This is a genomic window from Aequorivita soesokkakensis (assembly GCF_001641085.1).
In the GTDB taxonomy this organism is placed as follows: Bacteria; Bacteroidota; Bacteroidia; order Flavobacteriales; family Flavobacteriaceae; genus Aequorivita; species Aequorivita soesokkakensis.
Window position 1 is genome coordinate 26,418 of sequence record NZ_LXIE01000051.1, and the last position, 15,356, is coordinate 41,773.

Below are 15,356 nucleotides of genomic sequence, written 5' to 3' on the forward strand. Positions count from 1 at the left end.
TTAATTTTGCACGCTCAAGCATATCCCCAAAAATGTACGTAAATTTAATAAAGCCTTTTTTTGATATCACTTTTGCATTGGTATTGCTTTTAATAGCCAGTCCCATAATCATTTTGGTAATGATAGTGCTTACGTTAACAAATGGTGGCTCCCCCTTTTTCTTACAGAAAAGACCAGGCAAAAAAGGAGAAATATTTACAATTGTTAAGTTCAGAACAATGACGGACAAGAAGGACAAACTTGGAAATCTGTTGCCAGATGCCGAAAGAATTACTTCCGTTGGCCGTTTCGTTCGTTCCACCTCTCTTGATGAACTGCCCCAATTACTAAATGTTTTAAAAGCCGATATGAGTTTTGTTGGTCCAAGACCACTATTGCCCCAATATTTGCCGTTGTATAATGATTTTCAAAAGCAAAGACACAATGTGAAACCCGGAATTACTGGATGGGCGCAAGTAAATGGTCGCAACGCAATTAGCTGGCAACAGAAATTTGAATATGACGTTTGGTATGTTAACAATATTAGTCTGGTTTTGGATTTCAAAATATTGTTTTTGACTATAAAAAAAGTATTTGTAAAAGAAGGCATCTCACAGAAAGGCCAAGCTACCACACTATATTTTAAAGGAAATGATCTCGACAATAACTAAACTTCAAATAGCCATTGGACGCTCCCAAGCTGCATATAATTTATATGTCCCCGAAAAGAAATATTTTCAGGCACTTCGCATAAAGTCTGCAAACTTGAATGTTTACGAAATTTTAGAAGTGTATTTATACGAATGTGAAGAGAATGAAAAAAAAGCAATTCAGCAGTATATATTTCATTTGGAAGATTGGTTCAATCAATTTGAGGAATTGGAAAGAACAGGGCCAGAGCTAGAATCAGAGTTCGTATTTGAGCGATTGAAAAATTCGCCTGAATTCCCAAAAACATTTGTAAATAAAATTTTATTGAAAAAACTATGAAATATGCATTTGCGGGCGATAGAAAAATAAGCGTTGCCATTTTAAAATTTATTATTTCAAAGGGGTATAAGCCATCGGCCTTATTTATATCAGACAGCGCCAAAAGTTCACATTGCAAAGAGCTGATTGGATTATCTGGTTTAACGGATGATTTAATTTTCCGTGGAAACTCCTTTAAAGATAACTTTGAAAAAATTCAAGCGTTGAATTTGGATTATATTTTCGGGATTCATTTTCCGTATATTATTCCAACTGAATTTTTGAAAATGCCCAAAATAGGTTTTTTAAATCTTCATCCTGCCTATTTACCCTATAATAAGGGTTGGCATACGCCAAGTTGGGCAATAATTGACGAAACGCCTTATGGAGCTACCTTGCATTTTATGACCGAAAAACTGGACGAGGGAAACATTATCCATCAAAAAAAAATTGAGGTTAAACCGTCAGATACCGCACACACGTTATATAAGCGAGTGATGAAGGTAGAGGAAGAAGTTTTTTGTGAAGCTTTTGAAAGTTTAAAAAATTTGAACCCAAAATCTACTCAACAAACGCATGTAGGTACCAATCATTCGAAAAAAGATTTAAAAAACGTACAGGAAATTAATCTGAATAAATCCTATTCCGGAAAGGAATTGGTTAATTTATTGAGAGGTCTAACAACAAATAAAATTGAAGAAGCTGCTTATTTTATTGAAGGCGGTGATACTTATTATATTCAGGTAAATATTTCTAAACAATAAAATTGACTTTGTCCATAAAATATTTTTTTGACACCTTTTTATCGCTATTCCTTTTGATTTTTCTGGGTTGGCTCATATTGCTATGCCTCATTTTAGCAAGTGTGGATACTTTATCATTTGGATTATTCGTTCAAAAAAGGGTAGGGCAGTACGGAAAATTATTTAATATATTTAAAATCAGAACGATAAATGATAAAACAGGCCATATTTCAAGATTTGGAATGTTTCTAAGAAAATCGAAAATTGACGAACTACCACAATTGGTGAATGTATTTTTTGGGCAAATGAGTTTTGTGGGCCCGCGGCCTGATATTCCAGGATATTATGATAAATTAGAAGGAGATAATAGAAAAATATTAGAATTGAAACCAGGATTGACAAGTGAGGCTTCTTTAAAATATTTTAATGAAGAACATATTTTAAGCACAAAAGCAAATCCTTTGGAATATAATGACTCTGTTATTTTTCCCGATAAATTAAAAATGAATTTAGAATATTATTATAAAAAATCATTCACTGAAGACTTAAAAATAATTTTTAAAACTGTTTCTAAGTTTTTTATGAAATCATCCCCAAAATTATAGTTAAAAAATAATGGATACTAAAATATACCTATCCTCCCCGCATATGGGCGGAACTGAACAAGACTACGTCAATGAGGCGTTTGATACAAATTGGGTAGCGCCATTGGGTCCAAATGTGGATGGTTTTGAGAAATCTTTAGAAAGTTATCTGGGGAAGGGCAATCACGTTGCAGCCCTTAGCTCTGGCACTGCGGCAATACATTTGGCACTTATTTTATTGGGCGTTGAAAAGGGAGATGAGGTAATCTGCCAAAGTATGACCTTTTCCGCTTCGGCAAATCCTATTATTTATCAAGGGGCAACTCCCATTTTTGTTGATAGCGAACTAGATACTTGGAACATCTGCCCAAACCATTTGGAGGAAGCCATAAAAGATCGAATCTCTAAAGGAAAAAAACCAAAAGCAATTATCGCCGTGCATCTTTACGGAATGCCCTATAAAGTTGAAGAAATAAAGAAGATTTCAGAAAAATATGAAATTCCAGTTATAGAGGATAGTGCAGAGGCATTGGGCAGTAGTTATAAAGATAAAAAGTGTGGCACTTTTGGGGATATTTCGATTCTTTCTTTCAATGGAAACAAAATTATTACAACTTCTGGAGGTGGAGCTTTGGTTTCACGGAACTTAAAACATAAAGAGAAAGCAATATTTCTTGCTACACAAGCCCGGGACAATGCGCCCCACTATCAACACTCACAAATAGGTTACAATTACAGACTTAGTAATATTTCTGCGGGAATTGGCCGCGGACAGATGGAAGTGCTTGATAAACACGTAACTTTAAGAAGAAAAATGAACCAATTTTATAAAAATATTTTTAAAAGAAAAGAAGGTATAAATTTATTTTCAGAGCCAACCTCCAATTATTTTTCCAATCACTGGTTGTCTTGTATTTTGGTGGATGCCAATATTTGTGGGTTTTCTTCTGAAGATATTCGTTTACAAATGTCTGAAAACAATATTGAATGTAGACCTTTGTGGAAACCAATGCACTTACAGCCGGTTTTTAAGGATGCACCATATTATGGAGCTACAATTTCAGAAAATCTTTTCAAAATTGGGTTGTGTTTGCCATCTGGTTCAAATTTAAAAAGTAAAGAAAAAGTTAAGATTAACGATGTTTTGATACATTTCATCGATAATTGAGGTATATTTACGGCCCCAAATCGATTGAAAAATGTTTGAAGAAAATTCCTTTTTAGCAAAATTTGCAATGCGTAATAAAAAATTGACATTTCTTAATCAGCGATATTTGCCTCGTTGGGCAGTATTTATGCTAGATATTATTATCTGTATTTTTTCATTTATGATGATGTTTTTGATACTTGACGGAACTCCGCTCAAGTTTCACAAAGTATGGCCAACACCGGGCAGAGCATTGTTTTTGATTTCAATAAATGTGTTTTTCTTTTACGTACTTCGAACATATGCTGGGATTGTTCGCCATTCTACTTTTACTGATGTTTTTAAGGTTGCATCTTCTTCTTTTTTAACCGCACTTACAGCAGTAATCTTCAATTATGTTTTTTTCATTTTTACGGGACAAAAAATATTTCTGACCACCGGCATTTTGCTGTATATGTTCTTCTCTTTTACCTTGATGCTTTTTTTCAGAATAACCGTGAAGGAAGCATACCAGTATTTAAAGGCAGTGACTACAGGTAAACTTAAAAAACGAGTTGTTATTCTTGGTATGGATGACCAAACCATCTCTTTAGGGAAAGCACTTACTACAGAATCTAATCTTCCTTATAAACTTGTAGGTTTTATAACAGAAAGCCAAATAAACAAGAATTTAAAAATCTTAAACAAACCAGTTTTTTCAGTGCCTATTAATACTGGCTCGAATGAATTTACGGAGCTATTGGCAAAATACAACCTTGATGGCGTTTTGATTGTAAGCGAATCACTTACCATTAAAGAAAAAAACCAGATTGTGGAAGCCTGTTTGGCCAATAAAGTAGAAATTTTCAACGTACCTCTTGTTGAACATTGGAACCGAAAGGAAGATATTCAAACACAGATAAAACCGATACAGATTGAAGATCTATTGGAGCGCACCCCAATTGAAATGGACGTAGAGCTCATCAAAAATGATTTATTTGGCAAAACTATATTGGTGACGGGTGGAGCAGGTTCTATTGGTAGTGAAATTGTTAAACAATTGGCAGCTTTCAGTCCAAAGAAGATTGTAATTTTGGATAATGCCGAATCTGCACTGCACGATATGGAGCTGTTTATGAAGCAAAATTACAGCGAGATTAATTTTACGATTATACTTGCCGACATCCGGAACCAAGAGCGCATTGAAATGCTTTTTGCAAAGTATCGTTTCGATATGGTTTATCATGCCGCTGCATATAAACACGTTCCGTTGATTGAAAAAAATCCGCATGAAGCAGTGTATGTAAATATTATGGGAACCATTAATTTGGCAGACCTTTCCGTAAAATACAATATTGAGAAGTTTGTAATGATTTCTACAGACAAAGCTGTAAATCCAACAAATGTTATGGGGGCATCAAAACGTGCTGCTGAAATGTATGTTCAATCTCTTCAAAACCATATTACATCCAGAACACGTTTTATAACAACTCGTTTTGGAAATGTTTTGGGTTCCAATGGTTCCGTTATACCTTATTTCAGAAAACAAATTGCTGAGGGTGGCCCCGTTACCGTTACTCATAAGGAAATAATAAGATATTTTATGACCATTAGCGAAGCTTGCCAACTTGTGTTGCAAGCAGGCACTATGGGCAATGGAGGTGAAATTTTTATTTTTGATATGGGAAAACCCATAAAAATTCTGGATATGGCAGAGCGAATGATCCGTCTTTCGGGACTGAAGCCGTATGAAGATATAGACATTGAAATTACGGGCCTCAGACCGGGTGAAAAATTATATGAAGAATTGTTGAACGACACTTCTACATCGTTGCCAACCTATCACCCAAAAATTATGGTTTCAAAAGTTCCAACCGTTGAATACACTTTGATAACGGCAAGAATTAAAGAAATTGTTTCGCTTTCAGAATTTGGAAAACGAAAAGAAATCGTTAAAAAACTAAAAGATTTGATTCCTGAATTTTTGAGCAATAATTCAGAATACGAGGTTTTGGATGTGCAAAAACAGGAATAATAGATTTTTTTCTCTCCAGAGATACTTATAAAAAACACCTACTATTTTTTACGAAGGACTTATATTTGTGCCTTAAAAATTAATTTGTAATGAACAAAATTGCAATACTGCTTTTACTTTCAATAACTCTTTTTTCCTGTGCAACTAAAAAGCAAATTCTCTATTTTCAGGATGCGGAAAACTTAAATTTAAAAGAAATTGAAACATCTTTTGAGCCAATTATTGAGCCTAATGACATTTTATACATAACCGTTTCTTCCATAGATTCAGATGTAACAAAACCATTTACCCGAAATATAGCCACTGAGGGTAGTACCTCTGGAAATAACATACAGTTGCAAGGTTATCTAGTAGATTCCGAAGGAGATATACGCTTCCCGGTATTAGGAACACTTCCTGTAATGGGCAAAACACGCGGAACTGTTGAAAAGGAATTAAAAGCTAAACTTTCAGAATATATAAGGGATGTGGTTGTAGATGTACGAATTATTAATTTTAAAGTAACTGTAATTGGGGAAGTGAATACTCCTGGAGTTTTTAGAATCCAAGATGAGCGTGTTACTTTGCCGGAAGCCATAGCTCTTGCAGGAGATTTTACTGAAGACGGAAAAAGAAAGGAAGTTACTGTAATTAGAGAAGAGAATGGCGTTCGTAAAGTTTCTAAAATTGATTATACAAGTTCACAGATTTTCACTTCTCCATATTATTTTTTAAAACAGAATGATATTGTGTATGTAGAACCTTCCCTTAAAGGTGTCAGAAAATCTGGTTTTATACCAGATGTTCCAGCTTTGCTCTCCTTTGTAACAGTAGTTCTTAGTACAGTAATAATTTTAACACGTTAAAATTTGGATCAAAAAATTTTTCCTAAAGAAAACAAAGAAGTTTCTATAAAAGAGGCTGTTGAACAATATACTCGTTATTGGTATTTATTTTTGCTTGGCGCTTTTATAGCATTAGTAGTGGCATTTATCTATATAAGATATACTCCCAAACTTTATGAGAGTAGGGCTACTATAATCATTAAAGATGAAAAAAGTTCCAATAGTCCAATTGATTTGGCGGCATTTTCACAATTTGGTAACTTCCTTTCTCGGTTTAATAGTAGTAAAATAGAAAACGAACTTTCTATCTTTAATTCTAAAAGGATTATTGAAGCTACCGTTAAAGAACTTGGGCTTAATATTAAATATGAATCAGTTGGTGCAATAAAAACTACCGAAATGTATTCATATTTGCCATTTACGGTGCAATATCAATCTTTTAAAAAAGAAAGTTCAAACAACATTGCACCAAAGCTATATTTTGATATAATTTCCGAATCTGAATATAAAATTGAAGACGAAGCCCACACCTTTTCTGGCAATTATAAATTTGGTGAAAGTGTATCCCTTCCTTTTGGCGAAATAACTGTTCTTCCAAATACAAATGAACCGGAAAAATTTAAAGGCTTTTTGGAGAAAAAAGTATTAGTTACTTATCTTCCCGTAGAAAACGTTGCACTTAATTATCAGGCAAAGGTTTCTGTGATTAACGAAATTAAAAATAGTAATGTTGTGGAATTAAGCATTGCTTCAGCCGTGACAGAAAAGGCAGAGGAATTTTTAAATGAACTTATAGATCAATACAACGAAGATGCAATTACAGACCGAAATGAAATTGCCAAAAAAACATCCCAATTTATAGCTTCACGTATTGAAATAATTACAAAGGAATTGGATTCCGTTGAAAGCAATAAGGAAATCTTTAAAAGCAGTAATCGACTTACAGACATTCAGGCCGAAGCCCAGATAATCCTTGAAAATGCCAGCGAGTACAATAAAAAACAATTGGATGTTGGTACTCAACTGGAGCTTTCCAAAACAATGATTGATTATATGGAGAATAGTTCTAAACAAGATCTGTTGCCATCAAACATTGGTATTGAATCACAAGAGGTTGCCGAATCAGTAAACAATTACAATCAACTTATTCTATACAGAAATAAGTTGTTACAAAACTCTACCAGTAAAAACCCTGTTGTTGAGAATGTAAACAGTCAACTTGAGCAAATACGCTCCAGTATTCTTGGAAGTTTAAAAAATTCAAGTAATGCATTAAAAGTAGCGATGAAAGATCTTAATATTCAAGAATCTACATTGAACTCAAAAATATCACAAGTTCCAGCAAAAGAGAAAATTTTTAGAGGAATTGAACGCCAACAGACTATAAAAGAACAACTTTATCTTTTCCTATTGCAACAACGGGAAGAAGCATCCATTTCTTTAGCAGCAACTTCACCAAAAGCTAAAATTGTTGATTATGCCTATAGCAATAAAACTCCAGTTTCACCACAAATCCCACTTATTTACTTAGGGGCTTTTATGGCGGGACTTTTGGTTCCATTCATGGGAATTTATGGTGTAAATCTTTTGAATACAAAGGTAACTTCACGAAGAGATGTGGAACGCCATTTGCCCACAACGCCTATTGTTGGGGAAATACCAAAAATAAAACGCGGTGATTCTGAATTGATTCAGCATAATGATCGTAGTATTATGGCGGAGGCATATAGAATTTTACGTACCAATCTTCAGTATTTGTTCATCAACAAATTGGAGGAAAATAATACAGGTAAAACATTGATAGTTACCTCAACTATAAAAGGAGAAGGAAAAACATTCGTCGCGTTCAACCTGGCGCTGACACTTGCCCTTACTGGAAAAAAAGTTGTTTTGGTGGGTGCGGATATTCGTAACCCACAATTACAGCGTTATTTGCCAGATCATTTAAAAACTAAAAAAGGTCTTACAGAATATATTGTTTATGGCGATATGCAAGTGGAAGACGTTGTTGCCCAAAGCGAATACAACTCAAACTTAAGCATTGTTCTTTCTGGAGCTATACCTCCAAATCCCGCGGAATTATTAATGCAAAAACGGACAACCACTTTTATAGACGAACTTAAAAAAGAATTTGATTTTATCATAATGGATACGGCACCATCGATGCTGGTTACAGATACCATTTTGATAAACAAACTTGCAGATATTACATTATATGTAGTCCGTGCTGGTTATACAGATAAACGTTTGCTTGACTTCCCACAAGATGCCATTAATGATGGCCGCTTGTCCAATGTGGCAATGGTGTTGAACAATGTTAATTTGAACAATTTTGGCTATGGAAATAAATATGGTTATGCATATTCTCGGGAAGAGCGTTCTTTGCTACAAAAGCTTCTGAATAAATAGACTAAGATTTATGAAGCTTTTAAAATTTATATTTTTCCTTCTTCCTATGATAAGCTTTTCACAGGAATTCAATATTTCAGGAACTGTAGCTGCAAAAGCAATCTTATCTAATGAGGACGAAAATCCCTTTTGGTTTCACACAAATACCAACTATGCCGTTGGTGTGCTTACCAATCTTTCCGCCACTGGAGAGTTGACGGCAAGTTTAACATTTTCTTCCTTTAAGGTTAAAGGTGGCGCAGCAATATATGGTAGGGATGGTGTGGAAGATGCGGTTCAGCGAAGGGACTTATTTATTCAGTTTGAAAATTCTTGGCTATTTGCTACCGTGGGCGCAAAAAAACAAAAAGAAGTGCTCGACGGACTTTCTGCCACCAATCAAAACTTTTTGTGGTCTGGGAATGCAAGACCTTTACCGGGAATTCTTTTGGAAGCAAATAACCCAATAAAAATTTCCAATACTTTTGGAATAGATTGGGGCATCGCCCATTATGATTTAAATGACAACCGTTTTGTGGATGCTGTTCATGTGCATTACAAAAGATTGGCTTTAATAACCAATTTCAATGAAAACCATAAACTTACTGCGCAGCTTCAACATTATGCTCAATGGGGCGGAACGTCTCCTGTTTATGGAGATTTAAAGGACGGTTTTAAAGATTTTATCAATGTTTTTTTTGCGCATAATTCAGAGGAACTCGGCATTGAAGACGAAACCATAAATAAAGTAGGAAACCACTTGGGTTCTTATTTGCTGAATTATGAATTTAAAAACAGTTGGGGAAATTTCTCTTTCTATCACGAACATCCTTTTGAAGATGGCTCTGGCACACGTTTGGCAAATTTTCCCGATGGTGTTTGGGGCATTTATTTTAAACCCCAAAATCAAAAAATAATTTCCTCCATTCTTTATGAATATATCGATACATCCGATCAAAGCGGAATATCTGTGGGTAGCGGGTTTGACGGCTATTTCGGCAATAATATTTACAGAAGCGGTTGGACTTATGAAGAAAATATAATTGGCGCACCGTTTATTTTATTTGATAAAAATATTGAGATTACAGATACTACTACTGCTTTTATTAGCAATCGCTCAAAAACCCATCATTTTGGGGTTATGGGAGAATTCGGCAATTTTCAATGGAAACTGAAAACCACCGTAACTAAATATCTGGGAACTTATCGAAAACCCTTTTCTCCTGAATGGAACTATTGGTACAACTATGGTTCGCTATCTTATAAACATGAGAAACTAGGAACTTTTACGGTAATGGCTGGAGCAGATTTTTCAAACATAGCCAAAGCTCTTATTGGAGGCGGAATTGAATATTCCTATAAATTTTAAATCAATCTTCCTTTTTCTCTTTATTAAAAAGAAATCCTAAAGGCAACCATATAAAAAGGAACAAAAACTTACCTGTAACGAACCCAATAATGGTTATCAAAGCTGCAAGAATTATTAAAAGTATTTTGTAATTACTTTTCACTTTAAAAAATTAATGATTTTGTAAAATTGTATTGTTAGAATTCATCAGCCCCATAAACCAATTCAATAAAATCAATTTTTGGAATGTCTCCGAAATATTCCTGAATCTCAATATCCTTCAATAATTCCGAAATATCTTCTTTTTCATAACGGGCACCTTCCAATAGCTTTTCAAGATTTTCTACGGGTTCTTTTCCGAAGAAATCCCCATAAATTTTAAAATCTTTTATGTGTCCTTTTTCAACAAAAATCCTGAGGTCTATTTCGCCAACTGTAAAACGTTTGCTCCGCTGTATATTGAACTTGGGCGAACGGCCGTAATTCCAGTCCCAAGTGTCATATTTCTCTTCCTTTAGCTGGTGAACGGCTTTCCATTCTTCGGGCGTTAAATGGTAGCTTTCAAACGGTTCACTTTCCTCATAAAGTCCTTCCAGAAGTAACTGTCTAAACTCTTCGATTTTTAAGGGTTTTTTTAGGAATTCAGAAATATTTGCCACCCGACTGCGCACAGATTTGTGGCCTTTGGATTCAATCTTGCTCATTTTCACGTTTAGTGCATTTACAACTTCACCCAAATCTGTATCAAATAGAAGCGTGCCGTGGCTCACCATTCGTTTTCCAGTGGAAAATTGAGCTGTACCCGAAATCTTTTTTTCATCAACCTGTATATCGTTTCTGCCTTTAAGTTCCGCATCTAGGCCCAAAGTATTTAAAACTTTAATTACGGGAGCAGTAAACTTTTTAAAATTGTTCAAACTTTTCACATCGTGATTGGTGATAAAACTGAAATTGAGATTTCCAAAATCATGATACACAGCTCCGCCGCCCGAAACCCTTCGTACTACGTGAATGTTGTTTTTTTCAACATACTCGTGGTTTATTTCTTCCAAAGTGTTTTGGTTACGGCCAATAATGATGGAAGGTTCATTTATGTAGAACAATAAATAGTCGTTCTCAGCACTAAAATTTCGAAGCGCAAATTCCTCCAAGGCAAGGTTCAATTGCGGGTTTGTGTTGCCTTCGTTTTCTATAAAAATCATTGTTTTTTATTTGGAACGTAAAGATAGTTTTTATTGGGGCTAAAAGCTAAAAGTGAATAGGTGAGTTTGTGAATGTGTGAATTAGTGAATTTGAAACCTGAAACTTTTAACTAGAAACTTAAAATAAATAATCAAGCTTAAAACCACTATACCAATTTCGAGGTATTCCCGGATAATAAAAACGAGGTTCTGAATTTCCAAACCCGGTTGCATTTATTAAAACCGATGAAGCATATTTTTCATTCGTAAAATTATTTATCCCTGCATTTATTTCAAAAGTAAGCGTTTTTGAAAGTTGTTTTTTATAAGAAGCTTTTGTGTTAAAAACAGTATATTTTTCTGAATAAAGTTCGTTGGCGTCATTTATGGGAATTTCCCCAATATGAAGAAAATTCGTGTTCAATGTGAAGTTTTTAAAACCAAAGTTTATTCCGCCATTTACTTTTTTATCGGGAACTCCCGTAAGTTGGTTTCCCGAAAAGTCATTTTCGTTATCCACAAAATCAATAAATTTATGGGCAGTGATTTCGGCATTTATATAGGGGGAAATGTATAAAAATCTTCCTATAGATTGGTTATAGGAAATATTCAATTCAACACCTTTGTGTTCCGTTTTTCCAGCATTTCTGCCAATATATTGATCGTCCCCGATGCGTTCCGCAACAATCAAGTTGTCAATATCCAAAAGATATGCATTCAATTGAAAGTGAAGTTTTCTTTTAAAAAGGAAAAGCTCGCTTCCCAATTCATAATTAAAACCTTTTTCGGGTCCGAGATTCGGATTTATTACTCCTTCCGGCGTAAGTGTTTCCTCAATGGAAGGATAATTAAAACCGCGACTGAAGTTGAAATAGGCGCTACTGTTTTCAGTGAATTGGTATAACAAATTTACATTCGGTGCCAAAATGGGTTCAAAGTTTCGATCAGCACTTTTGTTTGCTTCTCCTTCATTAAAGTAGTCCATAAAATCATAAGTGGTTCGATTAAAATTGACGCCGAACTGACCTTTAAGCTTTTGGGTAAAAGGAAGCGTTACGGTTATAAAAATGTTCAAATTGTCTCTCTTTTCAATATTCTCGCTCAACAATTCGCCTTCCAAGCTTCCGTTGCCATTATTCTCCTCGTATAAATTTTCAATAGTTTTCCAATTGTATTCGTCTTTGTAAAATTCCCCGCCAAAACTGAGATTGGCTTTGTTTTTTAAAAATGAAAAGTCTTTTGCAAAGACCGTCCGCGCTCCATAACCATTAGTGAATTCATCCAAAATATTGAACGGTCGCGGTTCGTAATGATCCAAATAAGTATAAAAAACACTGCTGGTATTGCTGAAATTTTCGGAAAAGCGATGCGTAAAACTGAGGCCGACCAAAACTTGTTTGTTATCTTCAAAACCCTGTGCCTCCTTCCAGGTAAAAGCCGCTTGTGCGGGATCTTCCTCAAAAGCAGTTTTCCCTATGGAACTGGGGATTTCCGCGAAATAATCCACATAATTCAATAAAATCCCCAACTCATTTTTAGGATTGAATTTATAGTTGGAAGTGAGTAGCAAAGTTTTCCTATCATAATTGCTGTTTTCCCTAAAACCATCTGTTTCTAAATGATCGTAGTTTAAATTCACCAAAAATCTTTCATTTGAAATTGCGGTGGAAACGGAATTTTTTATCAATCCAAAGGAGCCAACCGTTAAATTATTTTTCACAAATGCTTCCCCAACCGCAGCTTGTTTGGAATTTAGCAGCAAAGTCCCACCCAAATTGGTGCCGTATTGTGTGGCTTTTGGGCCCTTTACTATTTCCAGCAATTGCAGATCTTCTGGATCAAAAGCATCGATTGCTGTTTCGCCAATGCCGTTTGTTATAGGAATTCCGTTGAAATAAGCTCGTATTTTGCTGGTGCCATAAAGCGTCCGCGAACCAACCCCGCGAATAACAATTCTATTGGTATTGATAGCCCCGCTTTGGATAAAAACACCGGGAGTTTCATTTATTGCTGAGACCAAATCTATCGGACTGTAAGCATCCAATTTTTCAGCGGAAATTTTTTCAGTGGGAATAATTACTTTGCTTTCTTTTTGATAGGTTGAAGAAATAATTATTTCATCGAGGTTTTCGCTATTTGAGAGAGGTGAAAGGATTAAATTAAAATTAGATTCCGTCATTTCAAAAGTTGCAATATAAAAATTAGGGTGCTCAAAGCGCAATTCTATTGGTAGCGTTAACTCTGTGGGCAGCAAAAATATTCCATTATTATTGGTTTCAGCAACCTTTTCAGAATTGTAAAAGACGGAAACATTCGGAATAGGAAGTCCCTTTTCAGAAAAAATAATCCCTCTATTTTGTGCCGAAACAATATTAAAAAATGCGGTTATTAAAATAGCCGCCAGTGTTATATAAAATTTCTTTCCCATAAAATTATTTGTATTAAAAATAGCCAATAACTCAACGAAAGCTGGTAGGTCACCGAAAGTTTAATCAATTTTTAACTTGTGGTCAGTGAATACCTCAGCTTTGATTATTGTAAAAACTTCGCCATTAAAAATTTATATTTGCGGTCTATGAGCAAACTGGTTCAAATAGCGATATTGCCACGGCAGCAGGAAGACTTGGATTATATCCTCGAACTTGCTTTGGAAAAGGAAAAACTTCGGAAGGAGCAAATAAGCGATTGGCGAATTAGAAAACGTTCCATTGATGCACGCCGAAAACCTATCAAACTAAATCTGCAAATTGAAATTTGGCTGAAAGGAGAAAAACGTGAAATTATTCCGCCATTTATTCCGCAGAATGTTTCTTCATCCAAAGAAATTGCAATCATTGGAGCGGGCCCGGCTGGTCTTTACGCTGCACTAAGAGCTATTGAAGCCGGTTTGAAACCAATCGTTTTTGAACGTGGAAAAGACGTTCGGGAACGCAGAAGAGATTTGGCGGTAATCAATAAAGACCAAATTGTAAATCCAGAAAGTAACTATTGTTTTGGCGAAGGCGGCGCCGGAACCTATTCTGACGGAAAACTTTACACCCGAAGCAAAAAGCGCGGAAAGGTTTTGAAGGCTTTGGAATGGTTTGTTCACTTTGGTGCGGATGAAGATATTCTTGTAGATGCGCATCCACATATTGGAACAAATAAACTACCGAAAATCATCACTTCAATGCGGGAAGCCATTATTGAAAATGGGGGCGAAGTGCATTTCAATTCGAAGCTAACCGATTTAATGCTGAAAGAGAATACTATTGAGGCGATTCAAATAAATAACGAAAAATGGTTTGAGTTTGAAAACATAATTCTTGCAACTGGTCATTCTGCACGGGATATTTTTTATTTACTTCAAGATAAAAATATAAAAATTGAAGCCAAGCCATTTGCCATTGGGGTTCGGGTGGAACATCAACAGGAATTGATTGACTATATTCAATATCACGGCGAGGATGACAAACCATATTTACCACCAGCGAGTTACGCTTTGGTAGAGCAAGTTGATGGATTGGGGGTATATTCATTTTGTATGTGTCCAGGAGGAATTATTGCGCCCTGTGCAACTGAGCAGGAGGAAGTAGTTACAAATGGTTGGAGCCCAAGTAAACGTAATAATCCGTATGCAAATAGCGGAATTGTGGTAAGTGTAGAACCCAAAGATTTACCGAATTATAAAGAAGGAGACCCTTTTGTTTGCCTCGATTTTCAAAAAGAAGTAGAAAAACGTTGTTGGGAAGCAGGAGGGAAGACGCAAAAAGTTCCCGCCCAACGGATGATTGATTTTGTGGAAGGAAAAATTTCAGAAGATTTCCCAAAAACTTCCTATCAGCCAGGAATTGTTTCTGCAGACTTAAATGAAGTTTTACCAGTGCTCATTTCAAAAAGATTGAAGAAGGCATTTGTTTCTTTTGGAAAAAAAATGAAGGGATACTATACAAACCAAGCCGTTTTACATGCTCCGGAAAGTAGAACTTCTTCGCCAGTTTCCATTCCACGGAATCCGGAAACGCTAGAACATATTGAAATAAAAGGATTATACCCTTGTGGAGAAGGTGCAGGTTATGCAGGCGGTATCATTTCCGCAGCTATTGATGGGATTAATTGTGTGGATGCAATTGCGGAGAAATTAAATCGGGACTTGTGATTTGGGATTTTTTTTAAACTTTTAACCTGCAACCTGCAACC

General features: G+C 35.4%; 12 protein-coding genes. 10 read left to right on the top strand and 2 right to left on the bottom strand.

The genetic code is table 11. The features are described 5' to 3' along the window. Positions 1-32: 32 nt before the first annotated feature. The 9 genes from A7A78_RS14760 (at position 33) to A7A78_RS14800 (ending at position 10,017) form a co-directional block, all read left to right on the top strand. On the top strand, positions 33-650 hold the full coding sequence (locus tag A7A78_RS14760; RefSeq protein WP_068763244.1) for a sugar transferase: 618 nt from the start codon (positions 33-35) through the stop codon (positions 648-650). Next, positions 631-969, top strand: a complete 339-nt coding sequence (locus A7A78_RS14765; protein WP_068763245.1) for a hypothetical protein — start codon at positions 631-633, stop codon at positions 967-969. Before A7A78_RS14760 ends, A7A78_RS14765 begins: the two co-directional genes overlap by 20 nt. Next, the gene (locus A7A78_RS14770; RefSeq protein WP_068763246.1) at positions 966-1,712 is read left to right on the top strand and encodes a formyltransferase family protein; all 747 of its coding nucleotides are present in this window, start codon (positions 966-968) and stop codon (positions 1,710-1,712) included. Before A7A78_RS14765 ends, A7A78_RS14770 begins: the two co-directional genes overlap by 4 nt. Positions 1,713-1,720: 8 nt before the next feature. Beyond that, complete coding sequence (locus tag A7A78_RS14775) at positions 1,721-2,296, top strand: sugar transferase (RefSeq protein WP_207489384.1); 576 nt, start codon at positions 1,721-1,723, stop codon at positions 2,294-2,296. A gap of 10 nt (positions 2,297-2,306) precedes the next feature. After that, positions 2,307-3,443, top strand: a complete 1,137-nt coding sequence (locus A7A78_RS14780; protein WP_068763248.1) for an aminotransferase class I/II-fold pyridoxal phosphate-dependent enzyme — start codon at positions 2,307-2,309, stop codon at positions 3,441-3,443. Positions 3,444-3,474: 31 nt separating this feature from the next. Beyond that, positions 3,475-5,436, top strand: coding sequence for a nucleoside-diphosphate sugar epimerase/dehydratase (locus tag A7A78_RS14785; protein WP_068763249.1), 1,962 nt, complete (start codon positions 3,475-3,477; stop codon positions 5,434-5,436). A gap of 89 nt (positions 5,437-5,525) precedes the next feature. After that, entirely contained in the window at positions 5,526-6,281 is a 756-nt protein-coding gene (locus A7A78_RS14790; RefSeq protein ID WP_068763250.1) for a polysaccharide biosynthesis/export family protein, read from the top strand. 3 nt (positions 6,282-6,284) lie between these two features. Beyond that, complete coding sequence (locus tag A7A78_RS14795) at positions 6,285-8,669, top strand: GumC family protein (RefSeq protein ID WP_068763251.1); 2,385 nt, start codon at positions 6,285-6,287, stop codon at positions 8,667-8,669. A gap of 10 nt (positions 8,670-8,679) precedes the next feature. Further along, entirely contained in the window at positions 8,680-10,017 is a 1,338-nt protein-coding gene (locus A7A78_RS14800; protein WP_068763252.1) for a capsule assembly Wzi family protein, read from the top strand. Between the two features lie 176 nt (positions 10,018-10,193). Here A7A78_RS14800 and lplA read toward each other — a convergent pair whose 3' ends face one another. Beyond that, a complete protein-coding gene (lplA, locus tag A7A78_RS14805) occupies positions 10,194-11,198 on the bottom strand; it encodes a lipoate--protein ligase (protein WP_068763253.1) in 1,005 nt (334 codons plus the stop codon). 118 nt (positions 11,199-11,316) lie between these two features. Next, positions 11,317-13,605 (bottom strand): TonB-dependent receptor family protein, encoded by a 2,289-nt coding sequence (locus A7A78_RS14810; protein ID WP_068763254.1) that lies wholly within the window; start codon positions 13,603-13,605, stop codon positions 11,317-11,319. A gap of 147 nt (positions 13,606-13,752) precedes the next feature. On the opposite strand from A7A78_RS14810, the gene A7A78_RS14815 reads away from it, so the two are divergent. Then, positions 13,753-15,315, top strand: coding sequence for an NAD(P)/FAD-dependent oxidoreductase (locus A7A78_RS14815; protein WP_068763255.1), 1,563 nt, complete (start codon positions 13,753-13,755; stop codon positions 15,313-15,315). Positions 15,316-15,356 lie beyond the last annotated feature (41 nt).